General features: G+C 49.9%; 19 protein-coding genes and 1 tRNA gene. 11 read left to right on the top strand and 9 right to left on the bottom strand.

Annotation, left to right across the window (positions count from 1 at the left end; all coding sequences use genetic code 11):
* The first annotated feature begins 6 nt into the window (after positions 1 to 6).
* On the top strand, positions 7 to 1,449 hold the full coding sequence (gene nhaC, locus BZG80_RS02730; protein ID WP_021022300.1) for a Na+/H+ antiporter NhaC: 1,443 nt from the start codon (positions 7 to 9) through the stop codon (positions 1,447 to 1,449).
* A gap of 56 nt (positions 1,450 to 1,505) precedes the next feature.
* Here the strand turns inward: nhaC and yejK are convergent, their stop codons facing one another.
* A complete protein-coding gene (gene yejK, locus BZG80_RS02725) occupies positions 1,506 to 2,525 on the bottom strand; it encodes a nucleoid-associated protein YejK (RefSeq protein ID WP_077678685.1) in 1,020 nt (339 codons plus the stop codon).
* A 77-nt stretch (positions 2,526 to 2,602) separates the two neighbouring features.
* On the opposite strand from yejK, the gene BZG80_RS02720 reads away from it, so the two are divergent.
* The 3 genes from BZG80_RS02720 to BZG80_RS02710 all read left to right on the top strand — a co-directional run bounded on the left by BZG80_RS02720 (position 2,603) and on the right by BZG80_RS02710 (position 4,922).
* The gene (locus BZG80_RS02720) at positions 2,603 to 2,821 is read left to right on the top strand and encodes a YejL family protein (RefSeq protein ID WP_021022298.1); all 219 of its coding nucleotides are present in this window, start codon (positions 2,603 to 2,605) and stop codon (positions 2,819 to 2,821) included.
* A 39-nt stretch (positions 2,822 to 2,860) separates the two neighbouring features.
* On the top strand, positions 2,861 to 4,741 hold the full coding sequence (locus BZG80_RS02715; RefSeq protein ID WP_077678684.1) for a DUF3413 domain-containing protein: 1,881 nt from the start codon (positions 2,861 to 2,863) through the stop codon (positions 4,739 to 4,741).
* Positions 4,742 to 4,845: 104 nt separating this feature from the next.
* A tRNA-Pro gene (locus tag BZG80_RS02710) sits at positions 4,846 to 4,922 on the top strand.
* An 87-nt stretch (positions 4,923 to 5,009) separates the two neighbouring features.
* Here the strand turns inward: BZG80_RS02710 and BZG80_RS02705 are convergent.
* Positions 5,010 to 7,088, bottom strand: coding sequence for an alpha-amylase (locus tag BZG80_RS02705; protein WP_077678683.1), 2,079 nt, complete (start codon positions 7,086 to 7,088; stop codon positions 5,010 to 5,012).
* 111 nt (positions 7,089 to 7,199) lie between these two features.
* Complete coding sequence (locus BZG80_RS02700; protein WP_077678682.1) at positions 7,200 to 10,160, bottom strand: bifunctional diguanylate cyclase/phosphodiesterase; 2,961 nt, start codon at positions 10,158 to 10,160, stop codon at positions 7,200 to 7,202.
* Positions 10,161 to 10,392: 232 nt separating this feature from the next.
* Here BZG80_RS02700 and BZG80_RS02695 point away from each other — a divergent pair, with 232 nt between their 5' ends.
* Positions 10,393 to 11,151 carry a sulfite exporter TauE/SafE family protein gene (locus BZG80_RS02695; RefSeq protein WP_077678681.1) on the top strand — a complete coding sequence of 253 codons (759 nt, stop codon included), beginning with the start codon at positions 10,393 to 10,395 and terminating at the stop codon, positions 11,149 to 11,151.
* A gap of 59 nt (positions 11,152 to 11,210) precedes the next feature.
* Here the strand turns inward: BZG80_RS02695 and BZG80_RS02690 are convergent, their stop codons facing one another.
* The 3 genes from BZG80_RS02690 to BZG80_RS02680 all read right to left on the bottom strand — a co-directional run bounded on the left by BZG80_RS02690 (position 11,211) and on the right by BZG80_RS02680 (position 15,912).
* Entirely contained in the window at positions 11,211 to 13,163 is a 1,953-nt protein-coding gene (locus tag BZG80_RS02690) for a DNA topoisomerase III (RefSeq protein ID WP_077678680.1), read from the bottom strand.
* Positions 13,164 to 13,278: 115 nt separating this feature from the next.
* Positions 13,279 to 13,827, bottom strand: coding sequence for an NAD(P)H nitroreductase (locus BZG80_RS02685; protein WP_021022292.1), 549 nt, complete (start codon positions 13,825 to 13,827; stop codon positions 13,279 to 13,281).
* Positions 13,828 to 13,899: 72 nt separating this feature from the next.
* The gene (locus tag BZG80_RS02680; protein ID WP_077678679.1) at positions 13,900 to 15,912 is read right to left on the bottom strand and encodes an NADPH-dependent 2,4-dienoyl-CoA reductase; all 2,013 of its coding nucleotides are present in this window, start codon (positions 15,910 to 15,912) and stop codon (positions 13,900 to 13,902) included.
* A 215-nt stretch (positions 15,913 to 16,127) separates the two neighbouring features.
* Between BZG80_RS02680 and sppA the strand changes: the two genes are divergently transcribed.
* Both sppA and ansA read left to right on the top strand, forming a co-directional pair.
* On the top strand, positions 16,128 to 18,014 hold the full coding sequence (gene sppA / locus BZG80_RS02675; protein WP_077678678.1) for a signal peptide peptidase SppA: 1,887 nt from the start codon (positions 16,128 to 16,130) through the stop codon (positions 18,012 to 18,014).
* Positions 18,015 to 18,146: 132 nt separating this feature from the next.
* Positions 18,147 to 19,160 (top strand): asparaginase, encoded by a 1,014-nt coding sequence (gene ansA / locus BZG80_RS02670; RefSeq protein WP_077576339.1) that lies wholly within the window; start codon positions 18,147 to 18,149, stop codon positions 19,158 to 19,160.
* A gap of 154 nt (positions 19,161 to 19,314) precedes the next feature.
* Here the strand turns inward: ansA and BZG80_RS02665 are convergent, their stop codons facing one another.
* Entirely contained in the window at positions 19,315 to 19,596 is a 282-nt protein-coding gene (locus BZG80_RS02665; RefSeq protein ID WP_077460372.1) for a YeaC family protein, read from the bottom strand.
* Positions 19,597 to 19,749: 153 nt separating this feature from the next.
* Between BZG80_RS02665 and BZG80_RS02660 the strand changes: the two genes are divergently transcribed.
* On the top strand, positions 19,750 to 20,598 hold the full coding sequence (locus BZG80_RS02660; protein ID WP_077678677.1) for a DUF2989 domain-containing protein: 849 nt from the start codon (positions 19,750 to 19,752) through the stop codon (positions 20,596 to 20,598).
* Here BZG80_RS02660 and BZG80_RS15855 read toward each other — a convergent pair.
* Positions 20,572 to 20,748 (bottom strand): hypothetical protein, encoded by a 177-nt coding sequence (locus BZG80_RS15855; RefSeq protein ID WP_158011523.1) that lies wholly within the window; start codon positions 20,746 to 20,748, stop codon positions 20,572 to 20,574. The two genes, BZG80_RS02660 and BZG80_RS15855, sit on opposite strands and share 27 nt — an antisense overlap.
* A 185-nt stretch (positions 20,749 to 20,933) precedes the next feature.
* Here BZG80_RS15855 and gap point away from each other — a divergent pair, with 185 nt between their 5' ends.
* Together gap and BZG80_RS02650 are read left to right on the top strand one after the other, a co-directional pair.
* On the top strand, positions 20,934 to 21,929 hold the full coding sequence (gene gap / locus BZG80_RS02655) for a type I glyceraldehyde-3-phosphate dehydrogenase (RefSeq protein WP_021022285.1): 996 nt from the start codon (positions 20,934 to 20,936) through the stop codon (positions 21,927 to 21,929).
* 113 nt (positions 21,930 to 22,042) lie between these two features.
* Positions 22,043 to 22,924: a D-hexose-6-phosphate mutarotase gene (locus BZG80_RS02650; RefSeq protein ID WP_077678676.1), complete on the top strand. Its 882-nt coding sequence runs from the start codon at positions 22,043 to 22,045 to the stop codon at positions 22,922 to 22,924.
* Between the two features lie 100 nt (positions 22,925 to 23,024).
* Here BZG80_RS02650 and BZG80_RS02645 read toward each other — a convergent pair whose 3' ends face one another.
* The gene (locus BZG80_RS02645) at positions 23,025 to 23,783 is read right to left on the bottom strand and encodes a MipA/OmpV family protein (protein WP_158011522.1); all 759 of its coding nucleotides are present in this window, start codon (positions 23,781 to 23,783) and stop codon (positions 23,025 to 23,027) included.
* Positions 23,784 to 24,062: 279 nt separating this feature from the next.
* Here BZG80_RS02645 and BZG80_RS02640 point away from each other — a divergent pair, with 279 nt between their 5' ends.
* Positions 24,063 to 25,997, top strand: coding sequence for a PrkA family serine protein kinase (locus tag BZG80_RS02640; RefSeq protein ID WP_077678674.1), 1,935 nt, complete (start codon positions 24,063 to 24,065; stop codon positions 25,995 to 25,997).
* The last annotated feature ends 14 nt before the right edge of the window (positions 25,998 to 26,011 follow it).

Genomic DNA, 26,011 nt, shown 5'->3' with positions numbered 1-26,011 from the left:
TAAGTTATGACAACACAGCAAGCTCGATTACCCTCCATCATTCAGGTGGTATTAGCACTTGGCGCCTTTTTGGCGCTCGCGTTTTCGTTTACCGCCAAATTAGACCTCCCCATTCAACTGGCCTTATTTATCGGCTGGTTTGTGATTATGGGATTGGGGTTAAAACTTGGCCATCAATACAAAGATCTTGAAAGTGCTGCCACGAAAGGAATTTCTAACGGCTTAGGCGCCGTTTTAATACTTCTATCGGTTGGCGCATTGGTAGGTACCTGGATTGCAGGCGGGATCGTCCCCACTATTATTTACTATGGTCTTAAAGCTATCCACCCTTCTATCTTCCTTTTAGCGACCATGTTGATTTGCTCGTTAACCGCTTTAGCGACGGGCACCTCTTGGGGGGCTGCCGGAACCGCGGGTATTGCCATGATGGGGATTGGTCAAGGCCTTGGGATCCCTGCCCCAATGACGGCAGGTGCCGTTCTTTCAGGGTGCTACTTTGGTGATAAAATGTCGCCATTGTCTGATTCAGTGATCCTTGCCTCGTCAATGTCTGGCGTCGAAATCGTTGAGCACATTAAAGGCATGCTGCCGATTGCACTGATCAGTTACATCATTACCGGTATTCTGTTTACTCTGATTGGCTGGCACTACGCAGGTAATGTGGATATGAGCCAAGTAGAGATGGTGAAGCAAGCGATGCAGGATCAGTTTGTGATTTCACCACTATCCTTTGTGCCGGTGCTGATTGTCCTCGCGCTGCTGGCAATGCGATTACCGTCTTTCCCGGTCATTAGTTTTGGTTCATTACTGGGTGTGGTTTGGGCTGTAATGCTGCAAGATATGACCCCCGTGAACGCCATTAATACCGCGTGGGCGCCGTTTTCTATCTCATCGGGTGTCGACTTTATCGATGCCATTCTCAACCGCGGTGGCATGTCTTCTATGCTCGGTTCCGTGGCTGTGATTGTGTTTGGTCTAGGTTTTGGTGGCTTGCTCGAAAAAGTCGGGGTCTTGCATACCATTGCCAGCTTGTTTGAGCGTCGCGTTAACAGTGCAGGTAGCTTGGCAACCTCCACCATCGGCACCGCCTTTATGGGGAACGTATTCGGCTCGGCCATGTATGTGTCGCTGATCTTAACCCCTAAAATCTGTGCCAAAAACTACGACAGACTGGGTTATCAACGTAAAAACTTGTCTCGTAACGCTGAATTTGGTGGCACGTTAACCTCAGGCATGGTGCCATGGAGTGATAACGGTATTTATATGGCCAGTATTCTTGGCGTCGCCACCTTGTCTTATGCACCCTTCATGTGGTTAAGCTTTGTGTGTATTGCCGTCACCATCGTGACCAGCTACTTCGGTTGGTTTGTCGATAAGGTTGAGCCAAACCAGGCCGCGCAAGCGCAAGAAGATACAACCGCAATAGCGTCTGCGCCAGAGCGTGCCTAACGAGCAATAGAAGCGCTTAAAATAAAGCGGGACACGCTAGCCGTGTCCCGCTTTTTTTATTCATCGTCTCGACTGGATAAACGGCGTTGTAGTTGGTCACGCAAATTTGGGGGCGTCCCTTTTATGGTGAGGGTGTCTGTGTCTGGATCGTAGAACACGCGCTCCCCCATCAACATGGCATCAAAGTTGACCGATAAGCCACCCCCCGATCCGACAAATTTAGTTAACTTGCGCATGGTGGTGCGGTCGGCAGGAAATTGCGCTTCCAGTTCATAGCCTTGCTGGTTGGTGTATTGATAAAAGTCCGTTCCTTCGGGGGTCGCTGGCAATTCCTCCGCGAGCTCTTTGACCACCACTTCATCACCCGCTTTAAGCTGATCGTTACAGTAGTCATACACCTGCTTGCGGTAGTTGTTCTTCTCTTCTTTATCCAAACGGGCATCATCACAGTAATCCTCAACCGCCTGCATCAGCACTTGGTTTTGCTGTTTACTGTCCATGCCCACTTCCGCTTGCAAAAAATCAAGGAAGAAGTCTGCAACTTTGCGCCCAACTCGCCCTTTGATAAACGACAAGTAACGATTTGATGCCGGATCCGTCTCCCAGGTAGACAAATCAATCCGTACCGCGATATCCATTTTGCTGACATCTAGGTATTCGGTGGCGTTAACGTCAAGCTCGTCCGTGACACGTAAACTGTGCTTTGATTCCACCACACCAATAAATACGTAGTCAGTGGCTAAGGCACGATAATGCGCCATCACCAAGGTGCCACTATCGGCAAATGGGTATTTCGCGAGCTCAGCGCGCAGACGTTCAACGGCACGTTCAGAAAAGGCTCGAAAGTCCAGTTCGTCAGCGCGGTAAGCCTTTAACCATTGCTGGAATTCACTCTCGGTGTCGAACAACGCAAACCCTTTGCCTGCTTTTGCATGATAAACCCGATGTACATCGGCCATCAGATTTTCGGTTTGTTCGTTGAGCGGTAATGGTCCGTCGCGAAGCTGAACATTAAGCGAATCATCAGCTTGTTTGACAATTTGATGTAATATTACGTTAGAAAGCGTGAGGGTCATGATTGAAAAGATTTTCAGTAAGACTAAAGTGTGGGTTATTATACGCTGCTTTGGTTTTAAGAAGACAAGACGATTTTATGCCTGTAACCTCAAAATATGATGATAAGCAAGTGGAACGTATTATCAGTGATGTTGTCAATGTGTTAGAGCAACACGATGCATCGACGGATTTATCACTGATGGTGATTGGGAATGTCGCCACCAATATCCTTAACCACAATATTCCTGCCGCACAACGTCAGGCATTTGCCGAGAAGTTCGCCCAAGCATTAATGGCATCCATCGATAACCAATAACGCTTGCAGCAGTATCTAATCAGAGAAGAATAAATTTGTATGGTTGATAGCGGAACATCGTATCGCGACAAAGTATCCCAGCTGATCAGTTGGGGGCATTGGTTTAGCTTTTTCAACATCATTGCCGCTATGTTGCTGGGCACCCGCTATATCACCCAATCTGGGTGGCCAGACACCCTATTAGGGCAAAGCTACTTGATCTTTAACTGGGTCGGCCACTTCGGCTTCCTGGTTTTTGCGCTTTATATTCTAATCATTTTTCCAGCCAGTTTTATCATCCCGTCTCAGCGTCTTATGCGGCTTTTTGCGGTAATAGTCGCGACTGTCGGAATGATGGTATTGCTGCTGGATATTTACGCCTATCAAACCTTACACCTACATCTTAACCCCTTGGTGTGGGAGCTGCTTTTAAGCGGCGAAAAAACCGATATGAATGCCCACTGGCAGTATTTATTTATTGCAGGGCCGGTGATCTTTATCTTAGAGCTGGTCATGGCCGAGTGGGTGTGGCGTAAGCTGCGTAAATTAACCCGTAAACGCGTTGGTGTTCCGGTTGCCAGCGTGTTTGCTCTTTGCTTTATTGCCAGCCATTTAATCCATATCTGGGCCGATGCGTTCATTTATAGCCCGGTCACGGCGCAGCGTTCGACCTTTCCTGTCTCGTACCCGATGACAGCAAAAACCTTTATGGAAAAGTATGGCTTGCTCGATCGACAAGAGTATCAACGCCTACGCGAGCAGCGCGGCCAAGAAACCAGCGAGGTGATTCGTTATCCGTTGGAGCCACTGTCGTTTGCGCCAGATGCCAACAAATACCGCCCAAACTTATTGGTGGTGATGGTTGAAGGGTTGCGTGCCGATATGCTTAACCCAGTCACCATGCCTCACCTGCATCGTTTCGCTACCGATAACCTGTGGTTTAAGAATCACTTCAGTAGCAGCAACGATGATATGGCCGGTTTGTTTGGTTTCTTTTATGGACTGCCGGGCAGCTATGCGCAAAGCGCGCGAACTGAGGGTTTGCGTCCTGTATTGATGGATACGCTCAATCAACGTCGCTATCAACTCGGGCTGTTCAGTGGCGATAACTTTTCTAACCCCATTTACTATCAAAGTATTTTTAGTCGCGCACTCGACCGAGATACACAGTCAGAGGCACCGGCTTGGCAGGCCGATGCCAGTGCGATCACCTCGATGCAAAGCTGGCTACAAGGGCGCCAAGCAAATACACCTTGGTTTGGTTATTTAGAGCTCGCCACGGTGAATGAATATGAGCAAGGCGGCGACTACGCGCAACCTTTCCAACCGGCGCTTAACAGTGGAATGGCCGGTGTCGACCAGCAAACAGGCTTGGTCCTCAAAAATAGCTATAACAATGCCGCTCACTATCTGGATGAGCAATTGGGCGAACTGATTCAACAGCTTGAGACTTCGGGAAAGCTAGCCAATACCGTAGTGATGATTACGGCAAACCACGGCATGGAATTTAATGAAACCGGGATGAATAGTTGGGGGTCGAACTCAAACTACAGCCGTTATCAGCTTCAAGTACCGATGGTGATGCACTGGCCTAATCAACCGGCCGAGCAGATCAATCATTACAGTAGCCACCTTGATGTGGCACCGACATTGATGGAGTCGATGCTATCGGTGAGCTCACCCGCCAACAGTTACAGTAGCGGTGTGAATCTGTTTGAGCTCGAGAGCCAATCACGCAAATGGGTGTTGGCCGGTGACAGTCGCGATATTGTGGTGATACAGCCACAAAAAACCACGGTGGTGGATAAATTTGGCAATTATAAAGTCTATGATCGCCACTACACCCCACTTCCCGAAGGCAAGCCCCAGTTGTCACTATTGATGCAAGTGATGCACGAATTAAAGCGTTTCTATTATCCTGAGGATCACGAGCCGCAATAATGGCCAATAAGTGGCGCATAAGTAGCCAAACAATTGAAAAACCGGGAAACAACCGCGTTTAGCAATTGACAGTCATTAGGTCGATTCGTAATATAGCGCTTAGTCGGTCTGTAGCGCAGCCTGGTAGCGCACTGTCATGGGGTGTCAGGGGTCGCTGGTTCAAATCCAGTCAGACCGACCAATACATATAAGCCCGTCGCTCAATGAGTGACGGGCTTTTTCGTATGGTACGTTCAACAAGGATAAACATCCTGTTCGCGGCGGACACTTATTCGGCTTGGCGCCCGACAAACGCGGCAACAATGGTGTCTTCTCCATATTGCCGGGAAAAGACATACGCGCCTGGTTGAGGGATCACTTGGTGCGTGCCCGCGCCTACCGCAGGGTGGCGTTGCCTAAACTGCCCCACTTTTCGCCAATGGTTTAATAACCCCGCCTGCATGGCGTTACGCTGCCACACCATATCCGAACGTGTTCCTTGGTGAAAGTCATCGCCGTAAGGGCCTAAATCACGTCCAACTTCATCGCCGTAATAGACTTGCACCGCACCGGGCGCCAGAAGTAATGCGTTGGCAGCACCGCGTTGCATGCTGGCATCTTTAAAACGGCTGAAAAAGAGCTCGGTATCATGAGACGACATATAGCTAACCGGAATGAAATCCGCTTCTGTTTGCATGGTCTCAGCGTACGCGTGATAAGTGGTTTCCATTTCACTTAAACAATACGCTCCTTTGTCCATCCGCTTTTGCAGATCAAAGTTAATCAGTGCATCAAAGCCTTGGTCAAAATAAGGACTCCGGTAGGCATTGTGTCCCCATACTTCTCCCATCATCCAAAAGGGCTCGCCCGTTTGATTATTAGCGGCGCGCCAGCTTTTCAATGCCTCCGAGGCGTGTGCTTTTAACGCTCGCCAAACCTCACCACCAACATGCTTGACGGTATCAACACGAAAACCATCAATACCAAAACGCGCAACCCACTGGGTTTGCCATTCGAGTAAGTAATCACTCACTGTGTAATTGTCTCGCACCTTTACCCGCGTGCCGGGATTGTTGAGCAACCATTGTGGCGGGGTCACCGGTTGCGAAGATTCAGTTTTAAAGTCAGGCAATCCGGCTAAGGTCAGCGTTTTATCGCTGCTGCCAGGCTCATCGTACCCCGGTAATCCTGCGCGTACCCAGTCTTTTCCCCACCACTGCTGCCAATTCGTGCTCTTATAATCAATCGCATCATGAAAGTCATGCCAGCTTTGTCCGTCACCGGGCTGCCAATTTTGCCATTGCGCCGGTAATTCAGTGTCATTGACTACCTCAATCCCGTCTTGCTGTAAATCCGCGAGTGTTGCGTAACCTGGGTGATTGACGACCGCGTCCAGAAACACCTTTAGTCCGCGTTGATGCGCTTCGTCGATCAATTTTTTTAGTGTGGCATCATCACCAAAGTTGTTGTCTACTTGGGTAAAATCACGCGACCAATAGCCGTGGTAGGCATAAAACGGAAAGTCCCCTTGGCTGCCACCACCGACAAACCCGTGAACCTGCTCTACGATCGGCGATAACCAGATCACATCGGTGCCGAGCGATTGGATATAATCCAATTTGTCGATCACGCCTTGCAGATCTCCGCCATGAAAGGTACCAATGTTTTGCGCTTTATCCTGACGCCGCCCATAGCTGTGATCGTTACTCGGATCGCCATTACTGAATCGGTCAACCATGACAAAATAAATGTTTGCATTGCGATAGGTAAAATCTGGCTCTGGTGCTGTAACCGGGGCGAGCAACACCAACCCACCACTTTCAGAGGCTGGGGTGAGCGTCACGCTGTGATTTTTCACCGTGACAACCTGCCCACTGAGCGCCTCTTTTAATTGCGTGCCATCGGCAAAACTCTCTCCCAAAGAGAGGGTGACCGGCCCACCTTGATAGCGGTGACACTGGACATCGGGCAACGGGCGTTTAAACCTTGATGCGGTCTTTTTCGGTTCACGTTTAACGCGGATTGTTTGCGTCTCTGGCTGATAATAAAACCCATAATCCCCAGCAAAACGCACGGTAAGTTCAAAGTTTGTCTGATCTTGGCAAGAAAGCGGAATAGGCGTATTAAATTTCGCGTTCTCGGGAGACGCGGCCTGACAGTCACCTGCTATCCCTTCCACACTGATTTGGTAGGTGTTCTTACCTAACGGGAAGACCGCTGGGGCGTTGGGATCAAGCGGTCGGTCAGACTGTGTCGTTGCTGTGGTTACCGTGATATGCGGGGCCGCCGCAGTGGAAAACGACGCTGCCATAGTCAACGAGGCCGCTACCGCGATGGCCAGCCGCTGTCGAGGAAAGAAAAAAGTCATGATTGTGCTCCTTGCCATTTTCTATCAGGGTAAAAAAACAGCAAGGCATTGACATCATTCCTGCCTCTGCGCCCTAAAACTGTGAGCAATGACAGTTAGAGGAGGAGCCGATTACGCGCCGCACTCTCCCTCTGGATCCAGACCTAACAATTCGCTCATCTCCACGGCGGGAATAGGACGGCGATAGAGAAACCCTTGACCAAAGGTGCAGCCCAATTCATGCAAAATCGCCTGTTGATGCAAGGTCTCAATGCCCTCAGCAACGACCCCCATCCCAAGGCTATCGGCCATGGCAATCATAGCCGACACAATTGCCACTTCTTGTTCATCGGGTGATTGGCTTTGTATGTCTTTAATGAAATGACGATCAATTTTTAATTTTGAAATGGGGTAGCGCTTGAGATAAGCCATCGATGAATAGCCAGTGCCGAAATCGTCGATCGCAATCCCAACCCCTTTATCACGTAATTGCTCCAGCACTTTTAACGCGTTGGCTTGGTTTTCTATCAAGGTATTTTCGGTAATTTCTAACTCTAAAAAGCGCGGATCGGCGCCGGTGCGGTCCAAGGCCTCAAACACCACTTGCGTAAAGGCCACGTCGGCAAGGTTGCGCGGCGAGATATTCACCGCCATAGACACGTTGAGGCCCGCATCCTGCCAGGCTTTTAATTGCTGACATCCAGTCTCAACCACCCACTGCGTGATATCGTGGATAATAGAGCGCTCTTCGGCGACATCAATAAAGTGAAACGGTGATAACAGCCCCCGCTCTGGGTGATGCCAACGCAATAACGCCTCGACGCCAATAATATCGCCGGTCACCAGATCGACCTGGGGTTGGTAATATAATTCTAACTCTTCATTTTGCACACACTGACGTAGCTCGACCGCCAAACGTAACTTGTGATTCGCTTCTACCGTCAACGCATCATTGTAAAACGCATAGGTGTTTCGCCCCGATTTTTTTGCGTGATACATCGCCGAATCGGCAAAGGTCAGCAGATCATCAGTACTCGCGGTATTCTCTGGATATTGGGCAATGCCGATACTGACACCGATTTGAGCGTCGATCCCACCTTTGAGCATAAACAGGCGATTCATGGCATGGATCACATCTTCAGATAAGCGAATACAGGCATTATCATCAGCATGAATCACCCGTAGGATCACAAATTCATCGCCACCGAGACGGGCTAAGGTATCGCCCTCCTCTAACAGACCATCTAAGCGCTGACTGACTAATTTAAGGAGTTCATCACCGACGGTATGGCCATGGCTATCATTGACGAACTTAAACTGGTCAAGATCGAGAAACATCAACGCCAGCTGGTTACGCTGGACCGATTGCCTATTCATCGCTTGACGAATGCGCGACGTAAGCAGCAGGCGATTCGGTAATCCGGTTAGCGAGTCATTGTGGGCCAAATCAATCAGTTTTTTTTCTGAGTCTTTAAGCTGGGTGATATCAGAGAAAACACCGATATAATTCACCACGTCACCGGCGTCATCTTTTACCACACTGATCGAGAGAAGCTGTGGATACACGATACCATCTTTACGGCGATTCCAGATTTCGCCTTTCCAATGTCCCTCTTGATGTATCTGCTGCCACATTTCGGCGAAAAAATGTGCGTCATGACGGCCCGAATTCAGGATGGATGGCATTGCGCCGACGACATCTTGTTCTTGATACCCGGTGATCGCACTGAAGCCACCATTGACGGCGACGATAGCACCTTGCGCATCCGTGATCAGCACCCCTTCGCTCGATTGCTCAAAGATTTTCGCATTGAGCATCAACTTACGTTCAACCTCTAACCGTTCAGATACATCGTGGATAACCGAGAACAGCAGGCGGGCGTTACCAACGGTGATCGGGGATGAATGAACCTCGACATGGCGACTCTCACCGTTTTTTAGCCGATGTTCAAAAATAAAGCAGTTTTTCTCGCGCTGTCTCGCCTGTGAAAGGCTTTGTTTGAGGGTGCTGTCGACTTGTGTATTAATCTCGCTGATACTCATCGCTGTGAGCGTTGCATGGTCATAGCCATAAAAACGTTGGGCACTGTCATTAGCATCTAAAATTTCGCCACTTTTGGCATCCAGTAACATCATCACCGCATCATGGCGTTTAAAGATACTCCTAAAGCGGTAACTATCATCAACCATGCGACCAATCGACTGCGCAAAGCTGCGTCCAGCATTTAATCGGGCATATAATCCGCCGAGCCAAAACCCTAAGATAATCAAGCCAACTCCCCATACCATGGGGTGAGGGTGCAAACTTTTCCAACCGTCTTGCGGGATCCCCAATAAGCGCCAGTGGCCGGAAGGCAAGCTCACTGCGACGGATTCAGGGGACTGCGTTAAGATCGAAGGCTCACCGTAAATGGGGGTAAACCTCCCCTCGGCGGTCGATTTTTCTTGCAACACCACACGCACTGGATACGCCTCGCCTTCGGCAAAGCTTGCGGAGAAAAGGCTATCAATATCGAGCACCGTGGATAACACGCCCCAGGGTAACCCTGTGTTTTGATTGATGATCGATTGACGTGCAATTAAGGCGGTTCCGCCTTGAAGAAGATCGACCGGCCCTGAAATCACGGGCTCACTGGAGGCATACGCCGCACGTACACTGGCTAATTGCTCAGGCACATCATGGTAACGCGTCCCGACTAACGATGATTTTAGGTTCTCAGGATACACATGGCTGATCACCCAATTACGCGCGGCACCAAAATTGAGGATATGAGGAGATTTGGCTTTTAACTGGCTGGCAAAGCGAGAAAATTGGTCTTGCGTCAGATCTGGATTTAAGCTGATATAGGTGGTCAGTCCATGACTTAAATCGACATTCTGCGTCACTTTAAGCTCAATCCGCGAGCGGTAGGCCAACAAGGCGTTACGAACGTCTTTTACTTCTTGGTCATGGGCTTGTTGATATAGCCAAAACTCCACGGAAACCACCGCAAACATGAAGACCATCACGGAGATAACCACATTATAAATGAATCCGACTCGCGCCGAGCGGCGGGCGACTTTATCAAGTGCCGATGGAACAGCTTGCTGCATGACCTGGTACAACCTTATCTCGCCCTGCTTATGGAGCGAACATTAACCAAAAACCTCAGGTGTAGCACGTGATTATAAAGGGCATAGAGAGAATCGCCAGTGTTACCGGTCAGTTTCACCGCATTACACAGGCTCTGTATGCGTAGGATCAAACGGTTACATACACATATTGGCGATACAATCAAACCGCCTTTATCCAAAAAACACAAGAGATTGCAAACAAGGAGCGTGTATGGCAATCAGCCTCGAATACAGTTTTATCTTGGTGGTTTTGGGCGTGATCGCCGGGATTATCAATACCCTCGCGGGTGGTGGCTCTAACCTAACATTACCTGCATTGATGGTGATGGGCATGCCTGCCGATGTCGCCAACGCCACCAATCGAGTGGCGGTATGGCTACAGTGTGCGTCAGGGATGAGCGGGTTTCGCCAACATGACAAGCTCGATACTCAGGATATCATTCCGGTATTGATACCGAATTTAATCGGGGGCTTGTGCGGCGCATTGGCCGCTGCATGGTTGCCAACCAGTTGGGTCAAACCCTTGCTACTCGGTACCTTGCTGACCATGACGGTAGTGATGCTGGTTAAGCCAGCCACTTTTGGCCCCCCCGCCGGTACGCCAGTCAAAAAGGTGGCTGACACACCCACCGCATGGTTTGGTCTTATGCTCGCAGGCTTTTATGGCGGATTCGTACAAGCAGGGGTCGGATTTGTTTTGCTCGCCGCGCTATGTGGCACCTTACACTACGACTTGGTCCGTGGTAATGCGCTCAAACTGGCATGCACCTTAGCTTTCACCTCTCTTTCACTGTTGGTATTTATTGCTGATGATCTGGTCCGCTGGGCGCCAGGGCTGATCCTGGCGATAGGGACCATGGTCGGGGCACGGATTGCGGTACGATTTGCTATCTCCGCGAATCCCAAGCTATTAAAACTCTTTTTGTTTGTGATGACGTTGGTCGGTTGTCTCGCCGCCTATTTATTTTAGTGACAGCGAGTCTGTTGTCGGGCGAACACTGCATTTTTTGATCGAGTATACTGGTGCGGTTATTGTGCCGCGGTCTTACCCGTTGATTTCGCCGCTCCTTTACGACGAGTGCTGGTGCGCCGTGTTTTACGTTTAAATGTTTTTGCCGGCGCAGCCGGTAAACCTTGCAAAGAGGCAGGCGGTGGTGAGGTTTTTACACTTTCAATCAAGCCCGCGACCTTGTCGGTTAACGCTTGCATAAAGGGGTGATACGCGCATTGTCGATCCGCCATATCTTGCAGCTGCCGCTCCCAATTAGCGGTCATATCCGGGTAGGTCGCACTGTCGGGTAAGGCATCAATTAATCCCGTTCCACTGGCTGTCGCGTGAAGTGTTTTTCCTTGTCGATTCAAAAGACCACGTTTTACCAACAGCTCAATAATCCCAGCCCGAGTGGCTTCGGTCCCGAGCCCATCGGTTTCTCGTAGTATCTCTTTCAGTGCTTTGTTTTGCACATAGCGGCCAATGCCGGTCATCGCTTGTAACAAACTGGATTCGGTAAACGCAGCCGGTGGCTCGGTCATGCAGTCTTTAATGTCGCCACGCTCACACTGCGCTTGCTCACCTTTCTCCATTAAGGGCAAAGGCGTGGCGTCACTGTCTGCGGTTTGCGTGGAGGGCAATAGCGCGCGCCAGCCCGCTTGAGTGAGCACCTTGCCTTTGGCAATAAAACAGCCACCGGCAATATCGAACACCAGTTTTCCTTCTGCATACTCGGCAGGCGGATAAAACTGCATCACATATTGGCGCGCCACCAGCTGATAAATTTTCGCTTCATCGCCTGACAAGCTCGCAGGCGCAGCTTTCGCGGTTGGAATAATCGCATGGTGCGCACCGACTTTGGCATCGTTCCATGCTTTGCCTTTGCGTTTTGGATCCGCATTGTCACAAGCCTGGATCAGTGTCTGACACCCCTTTTTAATCGCTGCCAACACCTTGGGCGCCTCAGCGAAGTGCCCTTTAGGTAAGTAACGACAATCCGATCGCGGATAGGTAATGATCTTGTGGCGCTCATACAGTTGTTGGCACACATCCAGGGCTTTTTGGGCGCTAAAACCAAATCGCTTTGATGCGTCTATTTGCAAGGCTGACAAGTTATAAGGCAGTGGCGCCGCTTGCTTTCGCTGCTGACGTTCCGCGTCAGTGACCGTGGCTGGCTGCCCCGTAATTCGATTGGCGACATTGTCGGCGAGTGACCGAGAAAGTACGCGCCCTTGCTCGTCTTGCCATTTGGCGCAGGCGTCACTGGGCTGCCATCGCGCGCGTATTTCACTCCCTTGATGAGCAATGATGGCGTCGAGCTGATAATACGGATGGGGAATAAAATGTTTGATTGCTTGATCGCGTCGCACCACTAGGCCAAGCACCGGCGTTTGTACCCGCCCGACCGACAATACGCCTTGATAACCGGCCTGTTGCCCTAGCAGGGTATAAGCACGCGTCAGGTTCATCCCATAGACCCAATCGGCACGTGACCGAGCTAACGCGGAAACAGATAAGGGCATGTAACCCTTATTGTCTTGCATGTTGCTGAGCGATTTTTTCACCGCAGAGAGGTTTAAATCACTGATCAAAAGGCGTTTTATATTGGCTTTTTTGCTCTGACTGACCTTCGCATAGTCAATCACTTCATCCACCAGCAGCTGCCCTTCGCGGTCTGGGTCGCCGGCATGAACCAGCTGATCAAATTGCTTAATCAGTTTTTTAACCACGGACAGCTGGCCCGAGGCGGCTTTGCGTGGGCGCAATTGCCATTGTTGAGGCACGATAGGAAGGTCAGCCAGATGCCATTTTTTATAGCGGCTGTCATAAGCCTCGGGCTCGACTTGTTCGAGTAAGTGGCCAATACACCAGGTGACCACATCGCCTTGCCCTGTTTCAATGTATCCTTTCTGATTTTTATGAGGCTTAGGCAGGCCTGCGGCAATTGCGCGCCCTAAACTCGGTTTTTCCGCAATAAATAATCGTGCCATGACAGAGTCTCTTTATCAGTCGCTGTCCGCATGGTATGCAAAGCACGATCGAGGCGCAATAAAAAACCTGTACATATGCACAGGTTTACTCGATTAACCAAGCCCTTCTCGTGGCTTAAAGATAAGAGACAAACTGGCTAGTATCGCGTTTAGGCGCATTAGCCGCCGCACAATCAGGCGTTCCTAAGTACAAAAAACCCACGATATGATCATCGCCTTCAACGGCTAACGCCTCTCTCACAGCGGGGTGGTATGCAAATGCGCCAGTGCGCCAAAAGCCCTGATACCCTTGTGCGACCGCTGCCATTTGCATCGCATGCGTCGCACATCCCGCAGAAATATGCTGCTCAATGGTCGGAACTTTGTCATGCACACGTGTACGCGCAATCACGGCCACCACCATCGGGGCCCGAAAGGGTGCGTTTTTGGCATTTTTCACTGCCGTTTCATCCGCGCCGTTGGCCTGTGCTGCCTCGGCTAAAATGGTTGAAAGCCGCGTCAGCCCATCGCCCTCGCAAATCACAAACTGCCACGGCGTTAGTGCGCCATGATCAGGGGCTCGTAATCCTGCTTGAATAATGTTTTCTAGTGCTTCACCGCTCGGCGCTGGCGCTGCTAATCGTGGCACAGAGCGGCGCTTTAATAGCAAATCAAGTGCGTCCATGGTTTATCCTTTTTAACCGTTTAGTGCTCACTGCATGAGCGGATATCAGCATATTAGCACAGACTCCCGCCGCTAAAGCGCCAAGGCTGTCTCAATCCCCTGGCGAATGGCTCGCTTCGCATCGAGCTCTCCCGCATGCTCGGCACCACCAATTAAATGGTAAGAGACACTGGCATCATCAAGCTGCTCGGCCAACGTATTTACCGATTCTTGCCCCGCACACAAGATGATCTGGGTGGCAGGGATCAGGTGTGCTTCTCCTTTAACACTGATATGCAGGCCTTCATCGTCAATTTTATGGTAGCTCACGCCACCGACAAGATTCACACCACGCTTTTGTAACGTTTTTCGATGGATCCAACCGGTGGTTTTGCCCGGACCTTTTCCGACTCGTCCTTCGCGACGCTGCAATACCCACACCTGCTTGTCGCTAAGCGTATCGTGCCCAGGGTAGAGTCCGCCTTCGTGGGTAATAGTCTTATCGATTCCCCACTCATTGAGCCAAGCGTCCAAGCTTTGATTTTTGGGTTCGGTAATCATGGTCGCGACATCAACGCCGATCCCTCCGGCACCGATAATGGCGATATGGCTCCCCAACTCAGGCTGTTCACGAATAAAGGTTTGATAATCGATGACGCTCGGGTGATCAATGCCTTCAATGGCGGGACGGCGTGGCTTCACACCCGTGGCGACAACAATATCGTCAAACGCACGCAATGTATCGACATCAGTGGCTTGATTAAGCTTGACCGTCACGCCTGCTTTTTCCAATCGTCTGAGGTAGTAGCGAATAGTTTCTTTAAATTCTTCTTTTCCCGGAATCGTCATCGCTAAATTAAACTGGCCGCCGAGCCGATCCGCTTTTTCGAACAAGGTCACGTCATGTCCGCGTTCAGCCGCTTCAGTGGCACAGCTTATCCCGGCCATTCCGCCACCAATTACCGCCACTTGTTTCACTTGGCGTACAGGCGTTGCCACGAGCTCGGTTTCATAACAGGCTTTAGGGTTAACCAAACAACTGGCACGCTTGCCTTTAAAGACATGGTCCAGACAGGCTTGGTTGCAGGCAATACACGTATTAATGTCATTCGACTGATCGGCTTTGGCCTTCGCAACGAATTCAGCATCGGCTAAGAATGGGCGCGCCATGGAGACCATATCCGCTTGCCCCTTGGCGAGAATCGACTCGGCAACCTCTGGGGTATTAATACGGTTACAGGTGACTAACGGCACCGATACCTCGCCTTTTAGTTTTTCAGTGACCCAGCTAAATGCGCCTCGTGGCACCTGGGTCGCGATAGTAGGCACTCGCGCTTCATGCCAGCCAATACCGGTGTTAATAATGGTGACGCCTGCTTTTTCTAGGCCTTTCGCGAGCGTGACTACGTCTTCAAAGGTATTGCCTTGCTCGACCAAATCCAGCATCGATAGACGAAAAATAACAATAAAGTCATCACCGGCCGCTTGACGCACCGCTCGCATCACTTCAACCGCAAACCGCATACGATTGTCGACTGGCCCGCCCCATTGGTCATAACGGCGGTTGGCGCGGTGGCAGAAAAACTGATTGATCAGGTAGCCTTCAGAGCCCATGATCTCGACCCCGTCATAGCCAGCTTCGCGAGCAAGCGCGGCACTGCGGCCAAAGGCTTTAATCGTACGCCAAATCGCCCGCTCGCTCATTTCAAACGGGGTGAACTTACTGATTGGCGCGCGAATCGCTGACGCACTTTGGGCGAACGGATGAAACGCATAGCGACCGGCATGAAGTAATTGCAGCGCGATTTTGCCGCCATTTTCATGAACAGCTTCGGTGATTGCGCGGTGTGCACGCGCCGCGCGTCCAGAGCTAAACTGGGCACTAAATGGGGTCAGACGGCCACGAAAATTAGGCGAAAATCCGCCTGTTACAATGAGCCCCACCTCACCTTTGGCTCGCTCAGCATAAAAAGCCGCCAATTTTTTAAAACCATCGTTTGCTTCTTCAAGCCCGGTATGCATTGAGCCCATCAAGACACGATTTTTCAGGGTAGTAAACCCAAGATCGAGCGGGGCTAGCATGTGGGGATAAGGGTGCTGTTCCATCGCTTGCTCACTTATTGTTGTGGTCTGACCAGACTATAGCGCTGACGGACACGTGATTTCAAACATTCGTTTACAAGCTGGCAACATAAAATCGTGAATTATTGATCTGGGTAGGACTTTCGCTCGGTATTATAGAACAATGACGCGGTTGATAGCCTATCGATCTGAGCTCTGATCAGCTAGGATATCAGCGACATGCACCGATGGACTCACGTATGAAAAAACTGTTTCGCTTTATTGCATCCCTATTCCGATGGTTGTGGCGTATTCTCAGTTTCGCCCGCCAACTTTTGTTAAACGTCCTTTTCATAGGCGTGATCGTGGCAATCTACTTTGCTTTTACTGCCGATACGCCGCTGACCTCAAAGGACCCCGCTACCGCAAAAGTGGCGCAAAGTGAGCCAGAGCCACGGGCGCTCCTACTCAATATTGACGGCCCTATTGTTGAACAACAACAGCGCTTAAGTCCTGTTGATACCTTATCTCGCAATGCGCTCGGACAACCGATAGAAACCGAGAACGTGTTGTTTGATATTGTTGATACCGTGCGCCATGCCGCGACGGATGAACAGATTAATGGCTTAGTATTAAGCCTAGGCGATATGCCTTCTACCAGTCTGACCAAGCTACGATACATCGCCAAAGCCATCGAGGACTTCAAAAACAGCGGTAAACCTGTGATTGCAATTGGCGGCACCTACAGTCAAAGCCAGTATTACTTGGCCAGTTATGCCGATGAAGTCCTGATGTCACCCGATGGTATGGTGATGTTGCAAGGTTACGGCAGTTACAACTTATATTGGAAGGACCTACTCGATAAGCTCGATGTGAGCACACACGTGTTCCGAGTCGGTACTTATAAGTCATTTGTGGAGCCATACACACGCAACAATATGTCAGACGCTGCCCGAGAAGCCAATCAAGCTTGGTTATCTCAGCTGTGGGATGCCTATGTCAGCGATGTGGCGAACAATCGTGGCATCGAGCCGAGTGTACTGTCCCCGAGCGCGAAGCAATTACTGGCCTCATTGCGTGACTTTGATGGCGATTTTGCCGCCCTCTCTGAGCATCTTGGCATTGTCGATAAGCGCATGACGCGTCAGCAAATTCGTCGCTATTTGGCCGATAAATTTGGCAGTGACGGTGAAGACAGCTTCGAATACACCGGCTATTACGATTATCTGCCAAAAATACAAAGCGGCTTTAGCCTGCCAGGCAGTGATAATATCGCCGTCGTGGTCGCCAGTGGTCCGATCATGGATGGACGTCAGCGCCCAGGGACCGTGGGTGGCGATACCACTGCCGCTATGCTACGCGATGCCCGCCTTGACAGCAGTGTGAAAGCGGTCGTGCTTCGCGTCGATAGTCCAGGGGGCAGTGCATTCGCCTCTGAAATTATCCGTAATGAAGTGGATGCGCTACGCGAAGCGGGTAAACCTGTGGTGGTCTCGATGTCGAGTGTCGCCGCCTCTGGCGGTTATTGGTTATCTGCCAGCGCCGATCGTATTATCGCTCAGCCCACCACGATTACCGGCTCAATCGGTATTTTTAGCTTGTTCACCACCTTTGAGAACACGCTGGGTGATCTCGGCGTGCAGTCTGATGGTGTCGGCACCACACCGTTTGCAGGGGTTGGCGTAACGCGGGCACTGCCAGACGAGGTAGGAGATATCATGCAGTTAGGCATTGAGCATGGTTACCATCGCTTCTTGTCATTGGTCAGCAACCATCGCGATATGTCGATGGAAAAGGCAAACCAAGTCGCTCAAGGTCGGGTATGGACGGGACAAGATGCCTTGAATTTGGGATTAGTTGACAGCTTGGGTGACTTTGACGACGCCGTGTCTGCCGCCGCTGAACTGGCTAACCTCGAAAACTATCAACTAGATTGGATGCAACAGCCACTGACGCCGTTTGAGCAATTTATCAACGAAGTGCTGGGGCAAAGCGCCAACGTGCTCGGTGAAGCGGTGCAAGCGACAATGCCATCGATTGCGCGCCAGTTGACGGCATCGCCTCAGTGGCAGTCGTTAACCTTGCTGGAAAAGTTTAACGATCCGCAAGGTCGTTACTTATTCTGCTTAAACTGTGAGTATCAGTAGGAACCACTCGCCCTGGCCGTTCGGTCAGGGCCTCTTCTCTGTTTTTCTTCTATTCTGTGTGTCGCTCGGTATTACCGATGTAATCGTTACATGTATACTGTGCTCACGCTCATTAAATGCAGATTTGACATGATGGAACGTAAACATATTTATATTGCTTACACTGGTGGCACGATCGGGATGCAAAAATCTGATCATGGTTATGTCCCAGTGTCCGGCTTTCTCCAGCAACAGTTGGAAAACATGCCTGAATTCCATCGTCCAGAAATGCCGCTTTTTACTATCCATGAGTACGAACCACTCATTGATTCATCGGACATGACGCCAACGGATTGGCAACGGATTGCGGACGATATTGGCGAAAATTACCACGCATATGACGGCTTTGTGATATTGCATGGCACAGATACCATGGCATACACAGCATCGGCGCTGTCATTTATGTTAGAAAATTTAGAAAAGCCGGTAATAGTCACCGGCTCCCAGATCCCGATCGCTGAGTTGCGTTCCGACGGGCAAGCCAACCTGCTCAACGCACTGCATATTGCATCGAATTATCCGGTGAACGAAGTGACGCTGTTTTTTAACAACCAACTTCTGCGCGGCAATCGGAGCACTAAGTCGCATGCTGACGGGTTTAACGCGTTTACCTCACCCAACTTGCCAGCGTTGCTTGAAGCTGGGATTCATATTGAGGTAAAAGCGGACAAGCTCAATCAACCTTCGCAAGGGCCGTTTAAGGTCCATACTATTAGCGATCAACCGGTTGCCGTGATCATGATGTATCCGGGCATTTCGCCAGACGTTGTCAGAAATGCGCTTAAACAGCCCGTCAATGCGATGATCTTATTAACCTTTGGGGTCGGCAACGCACCACAAAATCCCGAGTTACTCGATTTACTCAAACAGGCTACGGATCGCGGTGTGCTGGTGTTGAATCTCACTCAATGCTTGGCAGGACGGGTCAATATGGGTGGCTATGCGACCGGCTGTGCGCTGGCCGATGCGGGTGTACTGAGTGGCTATGACATGACACCCGAAGCGGCGTTAGCCAAGCTTCACTTCTTGCTCAGTCAGTCATTACCCTTTGAAACCTTGCGAACTTGGGTGCAAAAAGATTTACGTGGTGAGCTCAGCTATTATTAGCGTGTGAACAGAAGTGACAGTGAACGCTATTGTGACGATTACGCCGGCCGAATGCCGGCGTTTACTTTTTAGCGAGGACACGTTCAGCAAAGCATATCCCACAAGGCGTGCCGCCCAATCTATTCGATCAGCATTGGTGCTGATTGGATTAGCACTAGTGCTTGGTCTCAATATCGATGCGCTGCCCATCTTGACCGGCAAATTCACGCTTGAGTTCGGCTTTTGATTTCCAAGTCACCTGACCCCCTTTCGCGACCGTCATATGCTGAGGCTGGCTGTTATGACGTGATTGGTAAAGCATAACGGCTTGCAAGGCTTGATCGCGTTGTGCTTGATTAAGGCTGGTACCATCAGGCCACTTACCGGTTTCTACCGCGTAACACAAACGATCGTATATTTCAGGCGTCATTGCTTTTAAGACTTGTTCTATATCCATGATTACCTCTGTGTGGTCCGGGTCCGACTATTATGCCTGATCTTGGTCGGTAGACGGCATGTTTAGCACAGTGCGCTTTATCACGCTTTTACGCATCAACTACACTCAAAGATAACGTATACTCGACGTAGTTGACTCAGGATACGACAAATAATGAATTTACGATTACTTACTCGCTACGTTTATCGTCTCGGTATTGTCACGAGTTTACTGCTACTCGTCGGCTGCGATGGACAACCGACCACCAATCAAGTGTGCGAAACACACCCCGAATTATGCGAAGGGCTAAACATTGGCGACGGACAATGCCGATTTGAGCGCTCGGATCTGATTTTCGATCGTTTGGCGGTTGACCAAAAGCCAACCGATCTCAATAAACTCACCGAACTCAAGCAAACAAAAGCCTACTTGCGCTGTATGGAGCTGGTAGCTGAAATTGAGCCTACCACACTCAAACAACGCAAAACCAAGCGTACGGAGGCGGTCTACCATGCTTATGATGCGATTGCTCGTTTGGAAGATGAACTGGAAGCCTCTTATCAACCACCGGTGATTTACTACCGTTGGTCTCAGGGTGACAACGGCGCCCTACCCCAGTTTTTAAAGCTTGAAGGCACTCCCCATCTGGAAACGCCCCAGTTACAACTTGGTCTGGCGACCTATTATGTCTCACGGGATAAAGCTAAAACCGTGGAGATTTTATTGCACGCGTTGGAGCTGTATGACGGCCGCGATCTCACCGTAAAGCAAGACGTGATTCCAGAGGTGATTAAATCACTCGCCACCACCAATCATGCGCTTAAACGCTTTGAACATGCGTATTTGTGGGCGAAAGTGGGGCAAAGTTACAATCTTCCCATTGCCAACAGTGATCGTTTGTCTCGACTTTACACACTGAGCGAACAACAGGAGACGTCACTGCAGCGATTGGCATTTGAAATATCAGCCGCGATCGACGATGGCAATTTTCAAGCGTCATTGCTCGCACCCATTACTCAGTAAAAGGCAACCACTCAGTAAAAGGCAACGCTCAATCAAAGGTAAACCGGTCACGTCAAACTTGTCGTACCAGTTTGCCTTTCGTAATTGCCCTTCTGCTTCTACGCTATCAAGTACCAGTTGTTGCGCCAAGCCTGATTGTTCTTTATCCACGGTTGATTAAAGACAACACAGGCATGGCCGTAAGGGCGCCAAATGTTTAGGCGATGTAAAAAAAATCCGTACTTTTTTTTGATTTTAGACAATTTTGGCTGCGATTACCCTTGCATGGCGGGGTCCTATTCTGTAATTTTACTACCAGTTTAATCTCACTAGAAATTAAGTTGTGGAGCAACATAATGACTATCAAAGTAGGTATTAACGGTTTTGGCCGTATCGGCCGTTTCGTATTTCGTGCGTCTGTAGAACGTAACGACATCGACGTGGTAGCAATCAACGATCTTATCGACGTTGAATACATGGCTTATATGCTGAAATACGATTCAACTCACGGCCGTTTTAACGGCACCGTAGAAGTTGAAGGTGGTAACCTGATCGTTAACGGCAAAACCGTACGCGTAACAGCAGAACGTAACCCAACAGACCTTAAGTGGGATGAAGTGGGTGTTGACGTTGTTGCTGAAGCGACCGGTATCTTCCTAACTGACGAAACAGCGCGTCAACACATCCAAGCGGGTGCGAAGAAAGTTGTTCTTACTGGCCCATCAAAAGACGCAACGCCAATGTTCGTTATGGGTGTTAACCACAGCGATTACGCGGGTCAAGATATCGTTTCTAACGCATCTTGCACCACGAACTGCCTAGCGCCTGTCGCGAAAGTACTGAACGACAAGTTCGGTATCGTATCTGGCCTGATGACCACTGTTCACGCAACCACTGCGACTCAGAAAACCGTTGACGGTCCTTCTGCGAAAGACTGGCGCGGCGGCCGTGGTGCATCTCAGAACATCATCCCATCTTCAACAGGTGCAGCCAAAGCGGTTGGTAAAGTACTGCCAGAGCTTAATGGTAAACTGACTGGTATGGCGTTCCGCGTGCCAACTGCCAACGTTTCAGTGGTTGACTTGACTGTTAACCTAGAAAAAGCAGCGTCTTATGACCAAATCTGTGCGGCAATGAAAGAAGCGTCTGAAGGCGAGCTGAAAGGTGTACTTGGTTACACTGAAGATGCAGTTGTTTCTCAAGACTTCATCGGCGAAGTACAAACTTCAGTATTCGATGCTAAAGCAGGTATCGCGCTGACTGACAACTTCGTGAAAGTGGTTTCTTGGTACGACAACGAAATCGGCTACTCAAACAAAGTACTTGACCTAGTTGCACACATCTCTAAGTAAGTAGCAATTACAATAGTATCGATAAAGGCGGCCTAGAGCCGCCTTTTGTGTATCTGGCGCCTATCCAATGAGCCGGTTTTTGTTCGTAGACACTCCCCGAAGAGGTTTAAGCTATGTCCATGTCTTTGCTTTTTGAACGTCAACTCTCCGCCTCGGTCGATTTATGCTATCGGCAATCGGTCCCGATTCTTCGCGTGAGTCACCCATCGTGCGCCGCCACCATCAGTCTTTTCGGCGGCCACTTACTCTCCTTTGCGCCTACAGGTGAATCCTCACTGGTTTGGATGAGTCGCAACGCCGTCTACGATGCGCAAACACCATTACGAGGCGGCGTCCCTATTTGTTGGCCTTGGTTTGGACTATCGGGCTCGCCTTCGCATGGCTTTGCGCGTCGACAGATGTGGCAATTGGCGCAGGTTGACGAGCAACCGGATGGCGTGATTGTGCAACTGAAGCTGTCTGAATCTGCCCAGTCAATGGCACTCTGGCCCCATCGTTTTGAAGCAACCGTCACTTTCACCCTGACACAAAAAGCCACTATTTCCCTCGCCGTCACCAATACCGATCAGCATTATTGGACGATGGGCGGCGCATTACACAGCTACCTGACCGTCGCGGACAGCGAGCAGGCTTATGTAGACGGGGTTGGTAATCAGTACCTCGATAATTTCAGTGCCGGTGCGGCTCAACCTGCTCCGGGAAAGGTCACGTTTGAAAGCCCCGTGGATCGCATTTATACCGGGGCGCGCGATACACTGTCACTCACCGATCCGGCCGGTAACCGTCGCGTTTATGTCACCAACCAAGGCGCGACCAGCGCGGTGATATGGAACCCTGGACAAGCTGCCTCAGTACAAATGGCAGACATGGATGACGATGGCTATCAACATTTTGTTTGCATTGAGGCCGCACTTGAGCAACCAGATACCCTGGTATCGCCAGGGCAAACCTATACCCTGGCCACAACGTTATGTGATGAAAAAGCGCGACGCTAAACAAAGCGGCCACCTTGGTATAAGGTGGCCGCGTTGTTACATAGAGACTTTTTTATATAGAGACTTTTTTATATAAAGACTTGGTTACATAAAGACTTGGCTACATAAAGACATAATTAACACCGAGATAGCCGGAAGCGGCGGTAGATTGGTCCACCATTGGGCTGTTCGCTATTTCATCATCGAGGTTGGTATAGCGCACGCCACCAAGCAGTTGGATGCGCTCGGTCAGCATAAAATAGCCACTGGCACCAACAAAGTAATGGCCCGCAGAGCCTGGCTCATACGCCTCAATGCCTGAAACACGCGATGCTTCAGTGGCGCTGACCCCATAAAGGTGCTTATTTAACTCATGGCTATTGTAGGCATACCCTACTTCCGGAGAGACGCCCCAACGCGGGTGATTAAATCCATATTTCCAACTCACTTCGCCATATACCCCGTCCCTATCCTGGGTCACGCCTTCGCCAACAGCCGCCTGAAAACGTCCGATAGGTGAATGGTATTGGTAGGCAAGCGCTGCCACAATCGATGCATCGCGCTTGTCGAGCTGGCTCAATTGCGGATCGTCGGTATCGGCAGGATCGAAACGACGAGGGTCATAGGTCGCTGATACGACGAGATTGTGTGTCGAGTCTTTCGGTGCCAGACGTGCGCCGGCAGTGAGACCGCGAAAGTAAAAGTGGTCGGTATCAAGGTTGACTGTCGGTACCACAAGTGGGTCGGTATCCGTGTCTTTGTACACCTGGGGTGAAAACGCGCCGATCACCCCTGCTGATACCCGCGTGTCTGCATAAACATTGCCGGAAGTCAGTGCCAACGCACACACTACCCAAGCCGTTTCTCTTGCTATATTCATCATCCTTTCCTTTATTGTTTAACGGCTGGCCAATGTAAGCCCAGTCCCCCTAGCTGGCAAAATAATCACCACCAGCATATCTCACTAGCTTGAACACCCGCTGTCAATATATTGGCAAGACAGGCATACAAATCACTCAACAAAAATTATCGAAAAAACAAACAATTCTTTCACGCAAGATCGAGCAATGCGGTCTAACCTTATAAAAAGGAAAGGGAACATCCAGCCAACTTTGCGCCTTTTCTTTTCGAGTTATCAGACGATTTAGGGGGCAAGACCATGACTATTTTTGATCACTATCGTCAGCGCTACGAAGAAGCGAAAGACGAAGAAATGAGCCTTCAAGCATTCTTGGATCTATGCCGAGATGATCGCGGCGCGTATGCCAATGCCGCGGAACGTTTGCTGATGGCGATTGGCGAACCGGAAAAGGTTGATACTTCGCTCGACCCTCGGCTCAGCCGACTTTTCTCTAACCGTGTCATTTCACGTTACCCAACGTTCAAAGACTTTTATGGTATGGAAGATTCGATCGAGCAAATCGTCTCATACCTTAAACATGCCGCTCAAGGCTTAGAAGAGCGCAAACAAATTCTTTACTTACTGGGCCCTGTCGGTGGGGGGAAATCGTCATTGGCCGAGAAGCTAAAAAGCTTGATGCAGCAGATGCCGATTTATGTACTAACCGCCAATGGCGAACGTAGCCCAGTGAATGATCACCCATTTTGCCTGTTTGATGCGACTGAAGATGGCCACCTACTCGAACAAGAATATGGCATTCCACAGCGCTACGTTCAACATATTATGTCGCCTTGGGCCGCTAAGCGATTAAAAGAATTTGGCGGCGATATCAGCCAATTTAAAGTGGTTAAGCTCCGTCCCTCTATTCTCAATCAAGTTGGCGTTGCCAAAACGGAGCCAGGCGATGAAAACAACCAGGATATCTCTGCCTTGGTTGGTAAAGTGGATATTCGCCAACTTGAACATTATTCACAAGATGATCCTGATGCCTATTCTTACTCCGGTGCGCTTTGCCGGGCTAACCAAGGCATGATGGAGTTTGTCGAGATGTTTAAAGCACCGATTAAAGTGCTTCATCCCCTACTCACGGCAACGCAAGAAGGTAACTACAACGGTACAGAAGGGCTTTCGGCATTGCCATTTGACGGCATCATTCTGGCCCACTCAAATGAATCCGAATGGCAGTCATTCCGCAATAACAAAAATAACGAGGCCTTCCTCGACCGGGTTTACATTGTCAAAGTACCCTATTGTTTGCGAATTTCGGATGAAATCCATATTTACGACAAATTGTTGGCGACCAGTGAATTACGCCATGCGCCTTGCTCGCCAAGCACACTCGATATTCTGGCGCGCTTTACGGTATTGTCGCGCTTAAAAGATCCTGAAAACTCAAGCATTTATTCGAAGATGCGTGTGTATGATGGGGAAACACTCAAAGATACCGATCCAAAAGCCAAGTCTTACCAAGAATACCGAGATTTTGCTGGGGTCGATGAGGGTATGAATGGACTATCAACCCGTTTTGCCTTCAAGATTTTGTCACGTGTTTTCAACTTTGATCACGCCGAGGTCGCGGCTAACCCTGTGCATTTGTTCTATGTCCTGGAGCAGCAAATCGAGCGGGAGCAATTCCCACAAGAGGTCGCCGAGCGCTATTTAGAGCACTTGAAGGGCTACTTAATTCCTAAATATATCGAGTTTATTGGCAAAGAGATCCAAACCGCCTATCTCGAGTCTTACTCTGAGTACGGCCAGAATATTTTTGACCGCTATGTCACGTATGCCGATTTCTGGATTCAAGATCAAGAATTCCGCGACCCAGATACTGGTCAGCTGTTTGATCGTTCAGCGCTTAATGGCGAGTTGGAGAAAATCGAAAAGCCAGCGGGTATCAGTAACCCGAAAGATTTCCGTAACGAAATCGTTAACTTTGTGCTCCGTGCTCGAGCGAATAATGAAGGCAAGAATCCGGCGTGGACCAGTTATGAGAAGCTGAAAACCGTGATTGAGAAAAAGATGTTCTCCAATACGGAAGATCTGCTGCCGGTGATTTCGTTCAATACTAAGACCTCAAGCGACGAGCAGAAAAAACACGACGACTTTGTCGCCCGAATGATGGAAAAAGGCTATACCCGCAAGCAAGTTCGCTTGCTCGCCGAATGGTATTTGCGCGTGCGTAAATCGTCGTAGCCTACGGGTTGACG

The sequence above is a fragment of the Salinivibrio sp. MA440 genome, assembly GCF_001996265.1.
GTDB classification, from domain to species: domain Bacteria; phylum Pseudomonadota; class Gammaproteobacteria; order Enterobacterales; family Vibrionaceae; genus Salinivibrio; species Salinivibrio costicola.
Note: the sequence above shows the minus strand (reverse complement) of the source record. Positions and strands in the feature narration are given on the sequence as shown.